This is a genomic window from Pseudonocardia hispaniensis, from assembly GCF_042658695.1.
In the GTDB taxonomy this organism is placed as follows: Bacteria; Actinomycetota; Actinomycetes; order Mycobacteriales; family Pseudonocardiaceae; genus Pseudonocardia; species Pseudonocardia hispaniensis.
Genome location: NZ_JBHSQW010000026.1, coordinates 77,346 through 95,282, shown reverse-complemented (window position 1 = coordinate 95,282; position 17,937 = coordinate 77,346). Strand labels below are relative to the sequence as shown.

The following is a 17,937-nucleotide window of genomic DNA, read 5'->3' as shown; positions in this document are numbered from 1 at the left end:
TCTAGTCCGCCACCGCAGACCGCCGGTGAAACCCGTTCAGCCGGACGCACACGTGGCCATGGGGATCGAGCGGCTCGGCACACAACGGGCACGGCGCCCGGCCCGCGGACACGACCATCTCGGCGCGTTCGGCGAACGCCTTGGCCTGCACCGGCGAGAGGAAGACCCGCACGGCGTCGGGGCCCTCGTCGGTGTCGTCGAGCACGACCGACTCGTCGATCTCCTCATCGGTCACCGCGAGCAGCTCCACGACGATCGACCGCGAGTCGGCGTCCCAGCCCAGTCCCATCGTGCCGACCCGGAACTCCTCCTCGAGGGGAACGGAGAGCGGATCGTTGTCCTGGCTGGTCTCGTCGTCCGGCAGTTCCGTGCCGAACCGGCGGACGATCTCGGTCAGCAGCGCGCTGATGCGCTCGGCCAGGACCGAGACCTGCTGCTTCTCCAGCAGCACGCTGACGGTTCTGGCGTCCTCCATGGCCTGGAGGTAGAAGGCGCGCTCGCCGGGCTCACCGACGGTTCCGGCGACGAACCGCTTGGGCTGGCGGAAGACGTGGATGACGCGTGACATGGCACCTCCGAGGGTAGGCCACCAGGGCGCGCCGGGCACGCCTTCGTCCGGGCTGCCTGTCATGTCGAGCCCCCCACGACGGCGTCCGAGCTGCGTGTACCGCTCCGGCGCCGCCGCTTCTTGGGCGGTACGAGCCCGGCCAGGGCCCCCGGGCCGTCGCCGAGGTCGTTGACCCGGGCGACGAACGGGCGGGTCTCGGTGTACTGCACCACACTCACCGAGCAGGTGTCGATCATGATCCGCTGGAAGTTGTCCAGGTGCGTGGCCAGGGCGTCGGCCAGCACCGCCTTGATCACGTCGCCGTGGCTGCAGGCCAGCCACAGCGCGTTCGGCCCGTGCTCGGCGGCGATCCGGGCGGCGTGCGCGCGGACCGCGGCCACCGCGCGGGCCTGCATCCCGGCCAGCCCCTCCCCGGCGGGGAACACCGCCGCCGACGGATGGGCCTGCACCACCTTCCACAGCGGCTCCTTGGCCAGTGCCTTGAGCGTTCCGCCGGTCCACGAGCCGTAGTCGACCTCGTTGAACCCCTCGTCGAGCACCGGGGTGAGCCCGCGCGCGGCGGCCAGCGGCGCGACGGTTTGCCGGCAGCGCGTCATCGGCGAGGTGACGATCTCCGCGATCGGCAGCGGAGCCAGCCGTTCGACCACCTTCTCCGCCTGCGCCCGGCCGGTCTCGTCCAGTTCGACGCCGGGGCTGCGACCGGCCAGGACGCCCGCCGCGTTGGCGGACGACCTGCCGTGCCGCAACAGGATGAGGGTGGTCACGTGATCGAGCCTACGTCGTCGCCGCCCCGCCTCAGACCGCGGCGACGGCGCCGATCCCCAGCGCGGCGAACAACGCCGCGCCCAGGGCGATCCGATAGGCGACGAACACGTAGACGGTGTTGGTCTGCACGAACCGCAGCAGCCACGCGATCGACGCGTACCCGACCACGAACGCGATCGCCGTCGCCACCAGCATCTGGATCCCACTCGGTCCCCCCGGCTCGAACACGTCCGGAAGCTGGAAGATCCCGGCCCCGACCACGGCCGGGATCGCCAGCAGGAACGAGTAGCGCACCGCGGCCGGACGGGTCAGCCCGAGGGCAAGGCCCGCGGTGATCGTCCCTCCGGAGCGGGACACGCCGGGCACCAGGGCGAGTGCCTGTGCAAACCCCAGCAGGACGCCGTCGCGCACGCTGAGCTGGTCGAGCGGGCGCCGTTGCGTGCCGAAGTGTTCGGCGAGCCCGAGCAGCACGCCGAAGACGATCAGTGTGGTGGCGACCAGCCAGAGATTGCGGGCGACCGTCTCGATCTGGTTCTTGAACAGCACCCCGAACACCACGATCGGGACACTGCCGATGATCACCAGCCAGGCCAGCCGATAGTCCGGGTTCGCCCGCACCTGCGGATCGCGCAGGCCGCGGAACCAGGTCGCGACCAGGCGGCCGATGTCGCGGGCGAAGTAGATGAGCACCGCGAGCTCGGTCCCCAACTGGGTCACCGCGGTGAAGGCCGCGCCGGGGTCATTGCCGAAGAAGGCCCCCGAGGCGATCCGCAGATGCGCCGAGGAGGAGATGGGCAGGAACTCCGTCAGACCTTGCAGAAGGCCGAGGACGACGACCTCGAGCCAGCTCACGAACGAGCCTCCGAACGGGACACGGTCACGGCGAGGCACCGTACCGGGCTGGGTCGGATGGCCGCCCAATAGGCTGCGACCCGTGCGACGCAGACGGGTCGGGACCAGTGGTCTTCAGGTGTCCCGGATCGGCTTGGGCACCATGACGTGGGGCGACGACACCGATGCCGACGCCGCCACCGCGCAGCTCGTCGCGTTCGTCGACGCGGGCGGCACGTTCATCGAGACCGCCGACGTCTACGCCGACGGACGCTCCCAGGAGATCCTCGGCAAGATCATGGCCGGTGGGGTGCGACGCGAGGAGCTGGTGCTGGCCGGCCGGGGCGGGCTGCCCGCGGGGGTGCTCGGCGAGGGGGCCGCGCGGGGCGCCCTCCTGCGTGCGCTCGATGCGACGCTGCGCAGGCTCGGCACCGATCACCTCGATCTGTGGCAGCTCCCCGGCTGGGACGACGAGGTGCCGCTGGACGAGACGCTGTCGGCCATCCAGGTGGCGGTGCTGACGGGCCGGGTGCGCTACGCGGGTCTGGTGGCGCCGTCGGGATGGCAGCTCTCGACCGTCGCCGAACGGGCCCGCGTGCTGGGCAACATCACGGTTCCGGTGTCGGCGCAGGTGGAGTACTCGCTGCTGATACGTACCGCCGAGGCCGAGCTGGTACCCGCCGCCCGGCACCACGGCGTCGGGCTGATCGCCTGGGCACCACTCGGCCGCGGCGTCCTCACCGGCAAGTACGCGGGCGGCACCCCGGCCGACTCCCGCGCGGCCTCGCCCGTGCTCGCCCCCTACGTCGAAGCCCGGCGCAACGAGCGGTCGGCCAGGATCGTGCATGCCGTGCTGACCGCCGCGGACGGGCTGGGCACCTCGCCGCTGGCCGTCGCGCTGGCCTGGGTGCGGGACCGGCCCGGGATCGCCACCGCGGTCGTCGGCGCCCGCGACGCCGCGCAGCTCTCGGCGTCGATGGCGACCGAGACGATCGAGCTGCCCGCTGAGATCCGGGCGGCGCTGGACGACGTGAGCGTCCCGGTCTGAACGATTCGCCCGCATCGGCCACTGGCAGCCCCGGGCAACCACGCCTATGGTGTGGGGCAACCCCGCGTTCACGTGGGGTTTGACTCAGAGCCGGGCCAGCCGGCGCCCGGCCGCAGGACCTGGCGGGAGGTGGGCCCGTGGGAGCTCCCAGCGCGACTGCGGAGGATGCGGGGGATCTGAGCGAGGGGGACTGGGAGTACCGCCCCGTCCAGTTGCCCGGTGACGTGTCCCGGGTGACGGCGGCGGTGCGGCTGAGCATTCACGCCGAGTTCGGTGGCTGGGAACTCGCCCGAGTGCGTCTTTACCCCGGCGGAGTCCGCAAGGTCGTGCTGCGGCGGCGTCGCTCCAATCGGATGCTTCCGGAGCTCTCGGTCTGATCGCGCCCCGGCGCGGCCCCGGGCCGTCGTCGCCATGATCGACGGCCGGGAACCGAGCGCCGCGGTTCATCGCGGTCATCGCCGCCCACCTGCCGGTCGTGACGGCCGCCGCCCCACCCACCGGCCGGGCCCGCTCAGGGGATGAGCACGATCTTGCCGGTGGTCTCGCGTGAGCCGAGCCTGCGCAGCGCCTCGGGGGCCTCGGTCAGCGCAAGCTCGGCCGCCACGAGCGGATCGATCTTGCGCTGCGCCCACAGCGCGCCCAGGGCGTCCTGCCACTGCGGGATCAGGCCCGGGTTCATCTGCCGGTAGTAGCCCCAGTGCACGCCGAGCACCGAGTAGTTCTTGATCAGGATGTGGTTGGTCGGCGCCTCGGCGAACCGGCCCGCGACGAACCCGATGACCAGGATCCGGCCCTCGAACGCGACCACCTTGCGCGAGGCGTCGAAGACGTCGCCGCCCACCGGGTCGAAGATGACGTCGGCGCCGCGCCCGCCGGTGAGGTCCTTCACCGCGGCGACCAGGTCGGTGTCGCGGTAGTCGACGACCTCATCGGCGCCCAGCCGCTTGGCGACCGCACACTTCTCGGGCCCGCCTGCGGTGCCGATGACCCGGGCACCCGCGGCCTTGCCCAGCTGGACCGCCGCGCTGCCGACACCACCCGCCGCCGCATGCACGAGCAGCGTCTCGCCCGCGCGCAGGTTCGCCCGGCGATGCAGCGCGCAGTACCCGGTCTGGTAGGTGATGAACATCCCGGCGGCTTGTGCCGCACTCATCCCGTCCGGCCACGGCAGAGTCGCGGGGGCGTCGAGGACGGCGAGTTCGGCGAACCCACCCCGGCCGCTCGGCGGGGTGCCCAGCACCCGGTCGCCGACGGATGCCGCGGCGCCCTCCCCCGCCGCGACGACCTCACCGGCGATCTCCAGACCCGGGGTGAACGGCAGCGGCGGGCGTTCCTGGTAGGTGCCCTCGCAGAGCAGGATGTCGGGGAAGTTGCAGGCGGCGGCGTGCACCCGCACGAGCACCTGACCGGGTCCCGGCCGCGGGTCCGGCAGATCGTCGTGCCACGTCAGGACGTCGTTCGGCGCACCGTGCCGGTGCACCTGCCATCCTCGCATCAGTGATCCCTCCAGTTGATCGGTGGCGGCGCGTCACCGGCCGCGGGCCCCGGAACGCCTCGGAACCGGTAGGGCGCGGGCTCCCGGCCCGGCTGGACGAACCAGCATTCGCCCGGCGCGCCCCGTTCCAGGACCTGCTCGATCGCGTCCACCACGTCCTCGGCGGTCAGCAGCGGGAAGTCGCCGAACTGTGCCTTGGCCTTCGCGATCAGCGGGGTGTCGGCGAACCCGGGGCATACCGCGTTGACCCTGATGCCCTCGGGGGCGAGGGTCGGCGCCGCCGAGCGGACATATCCGACGACGGCGTGTTTGGTCAGCGTGTACAGCGCGTCGCCGGGCATCGGCAGCAGGCCGGCGAGCGACGCCGTCGCGACGATGCTCCCGCCGCCCGCGCGCCGCAGCGCCGGAACCGCCGAGGTCAGTCCGAACACGACGTGATCGACGTTCACGCCCATGATCCGCCGGTATCCCGCGAGGTCGAGGTCCTCCAGCCCCGACTGGCCCGCGGTGATCCCGGCGTTGAGCAGCACGACGTTGAGCCGGCCGAAGGAGTCCTCCGCGATGTCGACGGCCATCGCCATGGTGTCGGGCTGTGTCACGTCACCCGGCAACGCGAGGCCGCCCACCTCGTCGGCGAGCCTGCGCGCAGCCGCTTCGTCCAGGTCGGCGACCGCCACGACCGCCCCCGCCGCGGCGAGCCTGCGGACCGCCGCCGCGCCGATGCCCGATGCCCCGCCCGTGACGAGCGCGGCCTTGCCGGTGAGATCCATCAGCCGCTCCTCAGCATGTGCGCAGGAACCTGTCCAGGACCCGGGTGCCGAACCGCAACGCATCGATCGGAACGCGTTCGTCGATGCCGTGGAACAGCGACGCGAAGTCGAGGTCGGGCGGCAACCGAAGCGGCGCGAACCCGTAGCAGCGCATGCCCAGCTCCGCGAAGTGCTTGGCGTCGGTGCCCCCGGAGAGCATGTACGGGATCGCGGCGGCGTTCGGGTCCTCGACGCGCAGGGCCGCGGCCATGGCCTCCACCAGCGGGCCCTCGAACGGGGTCTCGAGCGGCGGCAGGTTCGCCACCCATTCGCGGGTGACGTCCGGCCCGAGGAGCTCGTCGACCTCGCGCAGGAACGCCTCCTCCCGCCCCGGTAGCACCCGGCAGTCCACCACCGCCTCGGCGGTCGACGGGATGACGTTGGCCTTGTAACCGGCCTGCAGCATCGTCGGGTTGGCGGTGTCCCGCACCGTCGCGCCGACGATCCGCGCCAGCGGTCCCAGCTTCGCGAGCGCCCCCTCCAGGTCGTCCTCGGGGAACTCGAGGCCGGTGAGGTCGCGCAGGTGCACGAGGAAGTCCCGGACGGTGTCGGTGAGCACCAGCGGGAAGGTGTGGTTGCCCAGCCGGGCGACCGCCTCGGCGACGCGGGTGACGGCGTTGTCGTCGTGCAGGAACGAACCGTGCCCCGGCTTGCCCTTGGCGCGCAACCGCATCCAGGCGATGCCCTTCTCCGCCGACTCGATGAGGTACACGCGTTGGTCCTCACCCAGCGTCAAGGAGAACCCACCGACCTCGCCGACCGCCTCCGTGCACCCGGCGAACAGGTCGGGCCGGTTGCGGACCAGCCACTGCGCACCGTACTTCCCGCCCGCTTCCTCGTCGGCGACGAACGCGAAGACGATGTCCCGCGGCGGCACCACACCGTCGCGCTTGAACTGCCGCGCGACGGCGATCGTCATCGCGACCATGTCCTTCATGTCGACCGCGCCGCGGCCCCAGACATAGCCGTCCCGCACCGCCCCCGAGAACGGATGCACCGACCATTCGCTCGGATCGGCCGGGACCACGTCCAGGTGTCCGTGCACGAGCAGCGCGCCTCGGTCCGGGTCGGCGCCGGCCAGCCGGGCGAAGACGTTCGTCCGCCGCGACGCGCCGGACTCGAGCACCTCGACGTCGTAGCCGACCTCGGTCAGCTTGGCCGCGACGTACTCCGCGGCCTCCTGCTCACCGGCCACCGTGGCCGGGTCGCCGGTGTTGGAGGTGTCGATCTGGATCAGCTCGGAGGTCAGCTGGACGACCTCGTCCTCAGCAGCGGTGGGGCCGGTCATGCGGATCTTCCTACCATCGCGGGTGCGGTTACGGGGTCTCGGTGGGCGTCGGCTATCCTTCCTTCGTCGCGGCCGCGCAGGCCGCGGGTGGGTCCGAGTGGCGGAATGGCAGACGCGCTAGCTTGAGGTGCTAGTCCCCGAGTAGGGGGTGGGGGTTCAAGTCCCCCCTCGGACACGTGCTAACCACACGCGGAGCGAGCTGAACGTCAGCCGCTCGCTCGCATGGTCGGTTGTTCAGCTCAAGACGAAGCTCCCGGTAGGGCCACCCCAGGCTCTCCGGAATAGTCTCCTGAAGCGCTGCGTCCATCTCCCGCACTGAATCGATCATCGCGTCGACCTTGGCCTGGGTGACCGCGGTCGGCGCGGGCCGCCGTCGCGCAGCGAGTGACCCGCCAGCCACAGCCGAAGAATCTCCTTCACCAGAGCAGCAGGCCGGATGATCCCGCACGCCCCGACCCGGAAACCCGCGACAATCCCCGACGAAAGATCAACTGCTGTCGGTCATGAATCACCGGGGTTAGCGGAGCTGTAGGTCGAGCGGCTGAGACGCCTTGCGAAGCTGGTACTCAGCAGTACTATGTACCAGTACTCAATGACACTGAGTAGATAGAGGCGGGTTCGTGGGCAAGCAGATGACGGAGATGCTCAAGGGCACGCTGGAGGGTGTCGTCCTCGCGATCTTGTCCGTGCGGCCCGCCTACGGGTACGAGATCACGGCGTGGCTGCGCGAGCAGGGCTTCTCCGACATCGCGGAGGGCACGGTGTACGCGCTCCTGGTCAGGATCGAGCAACGCGGCCTCGTCGATGTGGAGAAGGTGCCCTCGGAGAAGGGCCCGCCGCGCAAGGTCTACTCCCTCAACGCACAGGGCCGTGGCTACCTCGACGAGTTCTGGAGGATGTGGAGCTTCCTCGCAGGGCGGCTGGAACAGCTCCGACGCGAAGGGAAATGATCATGCGCAATCCGATCGAGTTGCTCCTCGGGAACCTCGACGACAAGCGGAAGTGGCGCGCGTACCGGGCTCGCGTGAAGCAGCTACCCGCCGGCTACCGGGAAGCGGCCAAGGGGCTTGAGCACTATGTGATGAACTTCGGCCCCGTCGATGATGGCCCGACGCTCGTGAGGATGTTCGACGATCTCGCCGACCTGCTTGAGCGGAGCGCCGCCGATGGTCTGCCGATCCGCGAGGTCGTGGGCGACGACCCCGCCGACTTCATGGAGACCTTCCTCGACACATACCGCGGCACGGGCAAGAGCTGGGTCGAGAAGGAACGCCGGCGACTCGCCTCAACGATCGACAAGGCCATTCAGGAGCAGGATCGGGAGGCCGGACGATGACCGACGCGATCGCCGAGCGCACTCCAGCGATCCGAGTCCGGGGCCTGCAGAAGTCGTTCAAGAAGCTGCACGTGCTGCGCGGCGTCGACTTCGAGGTCGCGCCAGGCAGCATCTTCGCCCTGCTCGGCTCGAACGGCGCCGGCAAGACCACGGTCGTGAAGATCCTGTCGACCCTGCTGCGCGCCGACGCCGGGACAGCGAACGTCAACGGCTTCGACATCGCGACGCAGTCGGCCGAGGTGCGCGAGACCATCAGCCTCACCGGACAGTTCGCCGCAGTCGACGAGGCGCTCAGCGGGCGGGAGAACCTCGTGCTCGTCGCGCGCCTACGCCACCTGCCTGCCCCCGGCTCGGTCGCCGACGACCTGCTTGAGCGGTTCTCGCTGACGGAGGCGGGCGCGCGGAAGGTGACGACCTACTCGGGAGGGATGCGCCGCCGCCTCGACATCGCGATGAGTCTCATCGGCAGCCCCCAGCTGATCGTCCTCGACGAGCCGACCACCGGGCTCGACCCCGAAGCGCGCATCGCGGTGTGGCGCACCATCAAGCAACTCGCCGACGGCGGCACAACGGTGCTGCTGACCACGCAGTACCTTGATGAGGCCGAACAGCTCGCGGACCGGATCGCGATCCTCCACGAGGGCCGGATCATCGTGAACGGCACGCTCGCGGAGCTCAGAGGGCTCCTCCCGCCCGCGAAGGTCGAGTACGTCGAGCAGCAGCCCACCCTCGAAGACGTGTTCCTCGCCGTCGTCGGCCAACGACATGGAGCGGAGTGAGCCATGACCGTGACCGCCAGCCGCTTCATCGGCGATACCGTCACACTCACCGGCCGCTCCCTGCGGCACATCCTGCGCAGCCCGGACACGATCATCACGACCGCGATCATGCCGATCGCGTTCATGCTGTTGTTCATCTTCGTGCTCGGAGGCGCGATCCAAACCGGCTCGGACTCCTACATCAGCTACCAGCTGCCCGGCATCCTGCTCATCACGGTCGCCTCCGGTATCTCCTACACCGCGTACCGGCTGTTCCTGGACCTCAAGGGCGGCATCTTCGAGCGCTTCCGATCGATGCCCATCGCGCGCTCCGCGGAGCTCTGGGCGCACGTCCTGACCTCGCTCGTGTCGAACCTCATCTCGCTGGCGATCGTCATGGGCGTCGCCCTGCTCATCGGCTTCCGCTCCGGCGCCGGGATGCTCGAATGGCTCGCCGTCGTCGGGATCATGATCCTGTTCACGCTGGCGCTGACCTGGCTCGCGATCATCCCGGGCCTGACCGCGAAGACCGTGGACGGGGCGACTGCCTTCGCCTATCCGCTCGTCTTCCTGCCGCTGATCAGCTCCGCGTTCGTGCCGACCGCGTCGATGCCCGGCCCGGTGCGCTGGTTCGCCGAGCACCAGCCGGCGACCGCGATCGTGGACACGATCCGCAACCTGTTCGCCGGAACCCCGGTCGGCGCCGACATCTGGATCGCGCTCGCCTGGTGCATCGGCATCCTCGGGGTTGCCTACGCCGTTTCGATGGTCCTCTACCGGCGCCGGACCGCCGGCTAGGCCCGGGCTACGCCACGGACGACGACGTCAGAAGCCTGCGCAGACCCGCGAGTCCGGGACCCGACAGCTGCGACAGTGCCGCCGGCCGACCGGTGAGCAGCAGCAGCAGCGCCCCGATCGGCCCGGACACCTCGGCGCCCTGCCCGGCGGCCCACGGGACATCGTCGGCCACGAGCCGGTAGCCCGTCAGCCTCTTCCGGGCGTGGAACATCCGGGAGCGGGCCCACACCCGATCCGCGGCGACGACGGCGAGGTCGCGGGGCATCGTCAGACTCCGCCCGAGCGGGACGGCGATGTCCTGGCCGTGCACCAGGTAGTCGATGGCCGTGTCGCGGAACGTGACGGTCGGCAGCGGCTGCCACACCCCGATCCGTTCCCGGATCTCGCCGACGATCGCCCGGACCGGCAGCGTCGCATGGCGGCACGCCATCGCGTGAATCGCGGCGTTCATGCCGCCGTGACGGACGACGTCGAGCACCGCCCGCGGCATCATCGCCCAGGTCACGTTCTGCAGAGCCAGGTGTGCCGCGACATCGCGGACCGTCCAGCCGTCGCACAGCGACGGCCGACGCCACTCGTCCTGCGACAGATCCTCCAGCAGGCGCACCAGGGCACGCCGCTGCTCATCGATCGCGGTCCACACGTCGCCGCGCTCCATCGGCTCCTCCGTTCGCGACCCGGGCGACCCCTGCCTGGGGTCGATCATGGTGTGCTGGTGCGCTCCGGCAGGTCCACTGCCACGGGCCGGCGACTGCCGGGCCGGACCAGGGACTCGAGCAGAGCGGTGATGCTCCCGGCAGGTTCGAACTCGGGGTCCGGGATGGCGAGCTGGTGCAGGATCAGCCCGGTGAGGTAGTTGCCGAGCACGTGGACGGCATGGTCCGGGTCCCGGGACCCGATCTGGCGCAACCAGTTCGCGCACCAGGCATCGACCCGGCTTCCCGTCTCGGCGAGCCGACTGCGGATCTTGATGTTGTGGCCGGCCTCGACGAGGATCGCGTACCGCGCCAGCGTCAGGGCCCGGTGAGCACCGACCGCATCCCGGACGAAGCCGGCGAGCGCGCGCCCGAGTTCGGCGGGGGTCGTCGGGCAGACCCGCACGGCGACCTCGTCGAAGTGGTCGCGCTCCATCACCGAGACCCGCTCGACGACCGCCACGAACAACGCCTCCCGGGTCGGGAAGTAGTTGGTCGTCGAGCCGATCGCAACGCCCGCCTCGGCGTCCACCGCCCGGTGCGTGAGCGCTCGCATTCCGCGTTCGCCGAGCACCCGGATGGCCGCGTCCAACAGCAACTCCCGGCGCCGCACCACGCCATGAAACTACACCTGAAGTATCAGAAACTACAAGTGAAGTCCCCAGCGCACCATGGCGCCACAGCGCGTTTCCGCGCCGCCGCCCCGCGCGTCATGGAGCCATAACGCGCGGGGTGGGCTGCCGTCAGTCTCCTTCGGCCTTCTGGTTCGCCAGCTCGATGGCCACGTCGATGATCATGTCCTCCTGGCCGCCGACGAGCCCGCGCTCGCCGCAGCGGCGCAGGATCTCGTGCGCGGGGACGGCGTAGCGCTCGGCCGCGGCCTCGGCGTGCAGCAGGAACGAGGAGTACACCCCGGCCCAGCCCTGGACGATCGCGTTGCGGTCCATCTTCGGCCAACGGTCGAGGTACGGGCGCACGACCTCCTCGGCCGCGGTGAGCAGCCCCAGCACATCGAGCCCCGTGTCGATGCCCAGCCGGTCGAACACCGCGGCGAGCACCTCGGTCGGGGAGTTCCCGGCACCCGCGCCGAGCGCGCACAGCGAACCGTCGATGTAGCGGACCCCGACCTCGTGCGCGATCACCGAGTTCGCCACGCCGAAGCTCATGTTCTGGTGGCCGTGGTATCCGACCCAGGCCTGGTCGCCGACCTCGGCGACCAGCGCCTCGAACCGGGCGCGGGCCTCGTGCATGAGCAGCGCGCCCGCCGAGTCGGTGACATACGGTGCCTGGCAGCCCGCGTCGACCATGATCCGCGCCTGCTTCGCCAGATCCTCCGGCGGCGTGCGGTGGGCCATCATGAGGAATCCGGCGGTTTCCATGCCGAGGTCGCGGGCCGCGGCGAAGTGCTGCGGGGAGACGTCGGCCTCGGTGCAGTGGGTGGCGACGCGGACCATGTCCGCTCCGGCGTCGCGGGCCCTCTTCAGGTCCTCGACGGTGCCGATCCCCGGGACGAGCAGCACGGCGATCTTCGCCTGCTTCGCCTCCGCACGGGCGGCGGCGATGAGGGTCATCTCGTCGGTGTGGGAGAAGCCGTAGTTGAACGAGCTGCCACCCAGCCCGTCGCCGTGGGTCACCTCGATGACCTCGACCCCGGCCCGGTCCAGGGCGCGCACGGTGTCGCGGACCTGCTGCTCGGTGAACCGGTGCGCCACCGCGTGGCTGCCGTCGCGCAGTGTGGTGTCGACGATCCGCACGTCGTGCGCGAGTGTCGGACGGGTCATGCCGAAACCTCCTGCTTCGCGGCGCCGTGGTTCGCCGCGGCCATCAGCTCGCCGACCCGGGCGGCCGCGGCCGTCATGATGTCGAGGTTGCCGGCGTAGGGCGGCAGGTAGTCGCCGTTGCCCTTGACCTCGAGGAAGATCGCGACGCGACCGTTGCCCGACCACACCTCGCGTGGTGCGTCGAACTGCGGTTCTGCGCGCAGGGTGTAACCGGGAACGTACCGCTGCACCTCGGCGACCATCTCGTGCACCGACGCGGTGATCGCGTCGGTGTCGGCGTCCGGCCCGATCATGCAGAAGACGGTGTCACGCATGATCATCGGTGGTTCGACCGGGTTGAGGATGATGATCGCCTTACCTCTGGCGGCCCGCCCGACCTGGGCGACCGCCTGGCCCGTGGTCTGGGTGAACTCGTCGATGTTGGCCCGGGTACCGGGACCCGCCGACCGCGAGGAGACCGAGGCGACGATCTCGGCGTACGGCACCGGCGTCACCCGCGACACCGCGTGCACCATCGGGATCGTCGCCTGCCCGCCACACGTGATCATCGATACGTTCGGGGCGTCGAGGTGGGCGTTCAGGTTCACCGGCGGGCACACCATCGGCCCCAGATGCGCCGGCGTCAGGTCGACGGCCTGGATGCCCGCCTCCTCGTAGCGCGGCGCGTTGGCGCGGTGTGCCTTCGCCGACGTGGCCTCGAAGACGATCTCCGGAAGCGGGTTCTGGCGGAGCAGCCAGTCCACCCCTTCGGCCGAGGCGGTGATCCCTCGCCGGCGGGCCCGCGCGAGCCCGTCGGACTCGACGACCCCCACCACATACCCGACCTCCAGCACCGCACTGCGCTCGAGTTTCGCCAGCAGATCGGTACCGATGTTGCCCGGCCCGACGATGGCGGCCGTGACTCTCGTAGAGCTCATGTCACGCAGCGTGCGGCCCCGGGACCTGGGCAGGGAACCCCGCTATTCCGTTCAACGGAACGGGAGATCGGAGTTTGGCGGGCGATGAGCCAGAACGCATGATGGGATCATGCGTTCCGCTGAACGAGATGCCCCGCCGAAATCCGTACTCGGACGCACGATGACCCTGCTGACGGCGTTCCGGCCGGGCGACGGCGAACTGAGCCTCGCGGAGCTGTCTCGCCGCACCGGTATCCCCAAGCCGACGGCGCATCGACTCCTCGCCGAGCTCGCGAGCTGGAACATCGTCGAGCGCACCCCGGGCGGCATCCGGCTGGGCATGGGACTGTTCGAGCTCGGCCAGCTCGCCCCGCTGCAGCGCGGCCTGCGTGAAGCTGCGGCCCCGTTCCTGGCGGACCTGTTCGAGGCCACCCACGAGACGGTCCATCTCGCGGTGCCCGACGGCGTCGACGTCGTCTACGTGCAGAAGATCCCCGGGCGGCGCGGCCCGAAGGTCGGCTCGCGGGTCGGCGGCCGGATGCCCGCCTACTGCACGGGCGTGGGCAAGGCGATGCTCGCCTTCGCCCCGCCCGAGCGCCTGTCCGCCGTCCTTTCCGCCGGGCTGGCGCGCCGGACCCCCCGCACCACCGTCGCCCCGGGCCTGTTGGACCAGGAACTCGGCCGCATCCGGGAACGCGGGGTCGCGGAGGAGCACGAGGAGTCGACCGTCGGAATCGCCTGCGTCGCCGCGCCGGTGCTGGACCACAGCGGCCGCGCGGTCGCCGCCATCTCGATCACCGGCTGGGCCAACCGGCTCGACACCGAACGGCTCGCGCCGGCCGTCCGCACCGCCGCGCTGGGTCTGTCCCGGGTGCTGCGGACGGGATCGGACCAGCTGTAGCGGCGCTCGAACCGCCGCGGACCCCTGGACGAGAAGCAGCCGATCACGGGGTGCCGGCGGCGTGCCCTATACGTCGAAGTCGACGGTCACCGCGTCGGAGACCGGCACGGTCTGGCAGGTGAGCACGAACCCGGCCTGCACCTCCTCGTCCTCCAGGGCGAAGTTGCGCCGCATCAGCACCTCGCCGTCGGTCACCATCGCCCGGCACGTCCCGCACACCCCGCCCTTGCAGGCAAACGGCAGGTCCCCGCGGACCTTCTGCGCGGAGTCCAGCACGGTGCCGGTCCTGGGCAGCGTCAGCGTGGTGGACCGGCCGTTGAGGACGACGGTGACCGCGCTGACCGCCCCCTCGACCGCGGGGTCCGGGCGGTGCAGCTCGGGCGGTGGCTCGTCGACGTAGAACAGCTCGCGGTGCACCCGCTTCTTGTCGACGCCGAAGCCGAGCAGCACCTCGACCGCGGCGTCGGTCACGCCGAGCGGACCGCACAACCACCAGTCGTCCACCTCACGGACCGCGATCAGCCTGCCGAGCAGGGTACGGATCTTGTTCGCGTCGAGGCGGCCGGTGAAGATCTCCGCCTCCATCGGTTCCCTCGACAACACGTGCAACAGGTGCAGCCGCGGACCGTAGGCGTTCTTGAGATCCGCGAGCTCCTCGACGAACATCACCGTGTCGGTGCGCCGGTTGCCGTAGATCAGCGTGACCCGGGTGTCCTCGTGCGCGGCCAGCACGCTCGCCGCGATCGACAGCACCGGGGTGATACCGGACCCGGCCGCGATCAGGCCGTGCCGGGAACCGGCCGCGATCTCGGGAGTGAACGTGCCCGACGGCGGGGCGGTCTCGACCTCGTCACCGGGCACCAGCCCGTCGACCAACCATCCGGAGAACAGCCCGCCGTCGATCCGGCGGACCCCGATCCTCGGCAGCGCCCCGGCCGGAGAGCAGATCGAGTACGAGCGCCGCTCCTCGCGCCCGTCGGCGAAGCGCCGCAACGTGAGGTACTGACCCGGCCGGAACGCGAAGGTCTCCGCCAGCTCGGCGGGAACGTCGAAGGTGACGGCCACGGCGTCCGCGCACAGGCGCTCGATGCCGGCCACCCGCAGCGTGTGGAACTCGCTGCCGACGCGCGCGGCGGTGGCCGCCGTCGCCACCGGGGTGGTCGTCATGTCACAGCTCCTTCATGTGCTCGAACGGCTCGCGACAGGCGGTGCATCGCCGCAGCGCGGTACATGCCGTCGGCCCGAACCGGGAGAGCTCCTCGGTGGCCGGCGAACCGCAACGCGGGCAGCGCACCGTCGCCGAGGGCACGGTCAGGGTCAGCGGCACCGGCCCCGGGCGGGGCGAGCCGACGCGCTCCGGCGGGGCGATCCCGTTGTCGGCCAGCTTCCGGCGCCCTTCCTCGGAGATCCAGTCGGTGCTCCACGGCGGCGCGAACACGGTGCGCACCTCGACCCGCGCGAACCCGGCCGCGCGCAGCGCGGCGCGCAGGTCCTCGCGCATCACCTCGACCGCCGGGCAACCCGAGTAGGTCGGCGTGATCGTGACGGTGACCGCGTCGTGGGCCACCTCGATCCCGCGCACCACCCCGAGATCCGTCAGGGTGAGCATCGGCATCTCCGGATCGGCCACGCTCGCCACGGCGTCGCGCGCTCGCGAGCACGTCACCACGTCACCCCCGGGTGTTGGCGGGCCAGGCTCTGCATCTCGGCCAGCAGATGGCCCAGGTACTCGGTGTGCAGCCCCTGCCGGCCGCCGCGCCCGCCGATCGTCCCGGCGGGCGGGACCTGCGGGCGGGCGAGCGTCGCGCGGGCCAGCACCTCGTCCAGCACCGCGTCGACCTCGGCCCGGATCTCGGCGGGATCGACGGCGACGCCGGATTCGGCGAGCCGCCGCTCCACGTCCGAGGCTCGGAACAGCTCCTCGAAGTGCGGCCACACCGCCTCGAGCGCGGCCTGCATCCGCCGGTGCGACTCCGCGGTGCCATCGCCGAGGCGCAGGGTCCACCGCCCGGCGTAGTCGCGGTGGTAGGCCATCTCCTTGACGCCTTTGCCCGCGACCGCCGCGACCACCGGATCGCGCGAGCCGAGCAGCCGGTGCAGCAGCGCCAGCCGCCAGGTCGCGAACAACAGCAGCCGGGCGATCGCGCGGCCGAAGTCCAGATCGTCGGGCAGCTCGGCCAGCGCGACGTTGCGGAAGTCCGACTCCGCCCGCTGGTAGGCGAGGGCGTCCTCGTCGCGGCCGCGCCCGGCCCAGCCGGCCGCCGAGCCCAGGCCCTCGACGTGGCCCGCGCGGGCCAGCAGCACCCGGGCCTGACCGAGCAGGTCCAGCGCGATGTTGGCGAGCGCGACCTCCTCCTCCAGCTCCGGCGCGTTGCTCACCCATTCCGACAGTCGTTGCGCGCACACCAGCGCGTCGTCGCCGAGCATCAGGCAGTACTCGGCAAGGTCGGCGGCGTCGACGCCGTCCGGGATCGGTGCGGTGATCTCGGCCTGGACGTCCGCCACGCCCGAACCGAACGCCCAGCGCGGGTCGTCGTGCGCGACGGTGTCGGCGAGCGACCGGTAGGCGTTGGTGACGTCGTGCTCCGCGACCTCGGTGTGGTGCAGGCCGGGCGTGGAGGGTCCGCTCGCCCGCTCGTTCACAGGTGTGGCACCTCCTCCGGGATCGCGTAGAAGGTCGGATGCCGGTAGACCTTGTCGCCGGACGGGGCGAAGAACGGGTCCTTCTCCGCCGGGCTCGACGCCGTGATGTCCTCGGCTCGCACCACCCAGATCGAGACGCCCTCGTTGCGCCGGGTGTAGAGGTCGCGCGCGTTGTGCAGGGCCATCTCCGCGTCGGCGGCGTGCAGCGACCCGACGTGCACGTGGTTGAGCCCGCGCTTGCCGCGCACGAACACCTCGTACAGCGGCCAGCCACCACGCCGCGCGTCCTGCACCGGGGCCTGCTCGGGGCCGGTCTCGCCCGCGGAGTCGTCGGGAATCACGCCGCCACCTCACTGCCCGTCGCTGCGGCCGCCTGCTTGTCCGCGTACGCCTGCGCCGCTTCGCGCACCCACGTCCCGTTCTCGTGCGCCCGCCGACGGTGCGCGAGCCGCTGGGCGTTACACGGTCCGGAGCCGGAGATCACGGCCTTGAACTCGTCCCAGTCCGGTTCGCCGAAGTCGTAGTGACCCCGTTCCTCGTTCCAGCGCAGATCCGGGTCGGGCAGGGTGACACCCAACGCCTCGGCCTGCGGGACGGTCATGTCGACGAACCGCTGGCGCAGCTCGTCGTTGGTGTGCCGCTTGATCCGCCAGGCCATGGACTGCCGGGTGTTGGGTGAGTCGGCGTCGGGCGGCCCGAACATCATCAGCGACGGCCACCAGAACCGGTTCGTCGACTCCTGCACCATCTCGCGCTGCGCCTCGGTGCCGCGCACCATGGCCAGCAGCAGCTCATAGCCTTGCCGCTGGTGGAACGACTCCTCCTTGCAGATGCGGATCATGGCCCGCGCGTACGGCCCGTAGGAGCACCGGCACAGTGGCACCTGGTTGCAGATCGCCGCGCCGTCGACCAGCCAGCCGATCACCCCGACGTCCGCGTAGGACAACGTCGGGTAGTTGAAGATCGAGGAGTACTTCTGCTGGTTCGCGATGAGCTTCTCGGTGAGCTCCGCACGATCCACGCCGAGCGTCTCGGCCGCGGCGTAGAGGTACATCCCGTGGCCCGCCTCGTCCTGCACCTTGGCCAGCAGGATCGCCTTGCGGCGCAGGCTCGGCGCCCGAAGGATCCAGTTGCCCTCCGGCTGCATGCCGATGATCTCCGAATGCGCGTGCTGGGCGATCTGGCGGATCAACGTCCTGCGGTACGCCTGCGGCATCCAGTCCCGCGGTTCGATGCGCTGGTCCGCCGCGATCGTCTGCTCGAAGGCCGCGGAGAGCTCCTGCTCGGTAGCGGTCACGCCCGCCTCCTAAACCGAATGTTCGTTC

At 71.0% G+C, this 17,937-nt stretch carries 22 protein-coding genes and 1 tRNA gene; 8 read left to right on the top strand and 15 right to left on the bottom strand.

Translation table 11 applies throughout. From position 1 onward, the window contains the following. Position 1: 1 nt before the first annotated feature. Genes ACFQE5_RS13050 through ACFQE5_RS13040 form a run of 3 tightly spaced genes read right to left on the bottom strand, consistent with a single transcriptional unit; the run spans position 2 to position 2,185 of the window. Positions 2-568: a DUF3090 domain-containing protein gene (locus ACFQE5_RS13050; RefSeq protein WP_379585161.1), complete on the bottom strand. Its 567-nt coding sequence runs from the start codon at positions 566-568 to the stop codon at positions 2-4. A 59-nt stretch (positions 569-627) separates the two neighbouring features. Continuing rightward, a complete protein-coding gene (locus ACFQE5_RS13045) occupies positions 628-1,332 on the bottom strand; it encodes a histidine phosphatase family protein (protein WP_379585160.1) in 705 nt (234 codons plus the stop codon). Between the two features lie 31 nt (positions 1,333-1,363). Beyond that, positions 1,364-2,185: an undecaprenyl-diphosphate phosphatase gene (locus ACFQE5_RS13040; protein ID WP_379585159.1), complete on the bottom strand. Its 822-nt coding sequence runs from the start codon at positions 2,183-2,185 to the stop codon at positions 1,364-1,366. Between the two features lie 82 nt (positions 2,186-2,267). On the opposite strand from ACFQE5_RS13040, the gene ACFQE5_RS13035 reads away from it, so the two are divergent. Both ACFQE5_RS13035 and ACFQE5_RS13030 read left to right on the top strand, forming a co-directional pair. Continuing rightward, complete coding sequence (locus ACFQE5_RS13035) at positions 2,268-3,212, top strand: aldo/keto reductase (RefSeq protein WP_379585158.1); 945 nt, start codon at positions 2,268-2,270, stop codon at positions 3,210-3,212. Between the two features lie 137 nt (positions 3,213-3,349). Then, complete coding sequence (locus ACFQE5_RS13030) at positions 3,350-3,589, top strand: DUF5703 family protein (RefSeq protein WP_379585157.1); 240 nt, start codon at positions 3,350-3,352, stop codon at positions 3,587-3,589. A 134-nt stretch (positions 3,590-3,723) separates the two neighbouring features. On the opposite strand, the gene ACFQE5_RS13025 is transcribed toward ACFQE5_RS13030, so the two are convergent. Genes ACFQE5_RS13025 through ACFQE5_RS13015 form a run of 3 tightly spaced genes read right to left on the bottom strand, consistent with a single transcriptional unit; the run spans position 3,724 to position 6,804 of the window. After that, positions 3,724-4,707: an NADPH:quinone oxidoreductase family protein gene (locus ACFQE5_RS13025; RefSeq protein ID WP_379585156.1), complete on the bottom strand. Its 984-nt coding sequence runs from the start codon at positions 4,705-4,707 to the stop codon at positions 3,724-3,726. Then, positions 4,707-5,477 carry an SDR family oxidoreductase gene (locus tag ACFQE5_RS13020; protein ID WP_379585155.1) on the bottom strand — a complete coding sequence of 257 codons (771 nt, stop codon included), beginning with the start codon at positions 5,475-5,477 and terminating at the stop codon, positions 4,707-4,709. Before ACFQE5_RS13020 ends, ACFQE5_RS13025 begins: the two co-directional genes overlap by 1 nt. A gap of 10 nt (positions 5,478-5,487) precedes the next feature. Beyond that, positions 5,488-6,804, bottom strand: a complete 1,317-nt coding sequence (locus tag ACFQE5_RS13015; RefSeq protein WP_379585154.1) for a M20/M25/M40 family metallo-hydrolase — start codon at positions 6,802-6,804, stop codon at positions 5,488-5,490. A gap of 91 nt (positions 6,805-6,895) precedes the next feature. Here ACFQE5_RS13015 and ACFQE5_RS13010 point away from each other — a divergent pair. The 5 genes from ACFQE5_RS13010 (at position 6,896) to ACFQE5_RS12990 (ending at position 9,696) form a co-directional block, all read left to right on the top strand. Further along, positions 6,896-6,979 (top strand) — tRNA-Leu (locus ACFQE5_RS13010). A 445-nt stretch (positions 6,980-7,424) separates the two neighbouring features. Continuing rightward, on the top strand, positions 7,425-7,754 hold the full coding sequence (locus tag ACFQE5_RS13005) for a PadR family transcriptional regulator (RefSeq protein WP_379585153.1): 330 nt from the start codon (positions 7,425-7,427) through the stop codon (positions 7,752-7,754). Positions 7,755-7,756: 2 nt separating this feature from the next. Beyond that, positions 7,757-8,140, top strand: coding sequence for a DUF1048 domain-containing protein (locus ACFQE5_RS13000; protein WP_379585152.1), 384 nt, complete (start codon positions 7,757-7,759; stop codon positions 8,138-8,140). Further along, entirely contained in the window at positions 8,137-8,919 is a 783-nt protein-coding gene (locus tag ACFQE5_RS12995) for an ABC transporter ATP-binding protein (RefSeq protein WP_379585151.1), read from the top strand. The genes ACFQE5_RS13000 and ACFQE5_RS12995 overlap by 4 nt, the downstream gene beginning before the upstream one ends. A gap of 3 nt (positions 8,920-8,922) precedes the next feature. Continuing rightward, positions 8,923-9,696, top strand: coding sequence for an ABC transporter permease (locus tag ACFQE5_RS12990; protein WP_379585150.1), 774 nt, complete (start codon positions 8,923-8,925; stop codon positions 9,694-9,696). A gap of 7 nt (positions 9,697-9,703) precedes the next feature. Here ACFQE5_RS12990 and ACFQE5_RS12985 read toward each other — a convergent pair whose 3' ends face one another. The 4 genes from ACFQE5_RS12985 to ACFQE5_RS12970 form a co-directional block, all read right to left on the bottom strand. After that, on the bottom strand, positions 9,704-10,354 hold the full coding sequence (locus ACFQE5_RS12985; RefSeq protein WP_379585149.1) for a maleylpyruvate isomerase family mycothiol-dependent enzyme: 651 nt from the start codon (positions 10,352-10,354) through the stop codon (positions 9,704-9,706). A gap of 44 nt (positions 10,355-10,398) precedes the next feature. Continuing rightward, the gene (locus ACFQE5_RS12980; RefSeq protein ID WP_379585148.1) at positions 10,399-11,007 is read right to left on the bottom strand and encodes a TetR/AcrR family transcriptional regulator; all 609 of its coding nucleotides are present in this window, start codon (positions 11,005-11,007) and stop codon (positions 10,399-10,401) included. A gap of 127 nt (positions 11,008-11,134) precedes the next feature. Next, positions 11,135-12,172, bottom strand: coding sequence for a 4-hydroxy-2-oxovalerate aldolase (dmpG, locus tag ACFQE5_RS12975; RefSeq protein ID WP_379585147.1), 1,038 nt, complete (start codon positions 12,170-12,172; stop codon positions 11,135-11,137). Continuing rightward, on the bottom strand, positions 12,169-13,089 hold the full coding sequence (locus tag ACFQE5_RS12970; RefSeq protein WP_379585146.1) for an acetaldehyde dehydrogenase (acetylating): 921 nt from the start codon (positions 13,087-13,089) through the stop codon (positions 12,169-12,171). The genes dmpG and ACFQE5_RS12970 overlap by 4 nt, the downstream gene beginning before the upstream one ends. A 109-nt stretch (positions 13,090-13,198) precedes the next feature. Between ACFQE5_RS12970 and ACFQE5_RS12965 the strand changes: the two genes are divergently transcribed. Beyond that, on the top strand, positions 13,199-13,969 hold the full coding sequence (locus tag ACFQE5_RS12965) for an IclR family transcriptional regulator (RefSeq protein ID WP_379585145.1): 771 nt from the start codon (positions 13,199-13,201) through the stop codon (positions 13,967-13,969). Between the two features lie 66 nt (positions 13,970-14,035). On the opposite strand, the gene paaE is transcribed toward ACFQE5_RS12965, so the two are convergent. Genes paaE through paaA form a run of 5 tightly spaced genes read right to left on the bottom strand, consistent with a single transcriptional unit; the run spans position 14,036 to position 17,909 of the window. Continuing rightward, the gene (gene paaE / locus ACFQE5_RS12960) at positions 14,036-15,136 is read right to left on the bottom strand and encodes a 1,2-phenylacetyl-CoA epoxidase subunit PaaE (RefSeq protein WP_379585144.1); all 1,101 of its coding nucleotides are present in this window, start codon (positions 15,134-15,136) and stop codon (positions 14,036-14,038) included. A 1-nt stretch (position 15,137) separates the two neighbouring features. Then, the gene (gene paaD, locus ACFQE5_RS12955; protein WP_379585143.1) at positions 15,138-15,638 is read right to left on the bottom strand and encodes a 1,2-phenylacetyl-CoA epoxidase subunit PaaD; all 501 of its coding nucleotides are present in this window, start codon (positions 15,636-15,638) and stop codon (positions 15,138-15,140) included. After that, complete coding sequence (paaC, locus tag ACFQE5_RS12950; protein WP_379585225.1) at positions 15,632-16,576, bottom strand: 1,2-phenylacetyl-CoA epoxidase subunit PaaC; 945 nt, start codon at positions 16,574-16,576, stop codon at positions 15,632-15,634. The genes paaD and paaC overlap by 7 nt, the downstream gene beginning before the upstream one ends. A 32-nt stretch (positions 16,577-16,608) precedes the next feature. Then, on the bottom strand, positions 16,609-16,905 hold the full coding sequence (paaB, locus tag ACFQE5_RS12945) for a 1,2-phenylacetyl-CoA epoxidase subunit PaaB (RefSeq protein ID WP_379585224.1): 297 nt from the start codon (positions 16,903-16,905) through the stop codon (positions 16,609-16,611). A 44-nt stretch (positions 16,906-16,949) separates the two neighbouring features. Beyond that, a complete protein-coding gene (gene paaA / locus ACFQE5_RS12940) occupies positions 16,950-17,909 on the bottom strand; it encodes a 1,2-phenylacetyl-CoA epoxidase subunit PaaA (protein ID WP_379585142.1) in 960 nt (319 codons plus the stop codon). Positions 17,910-17,937: the final 28 nt, after the last annotated feature.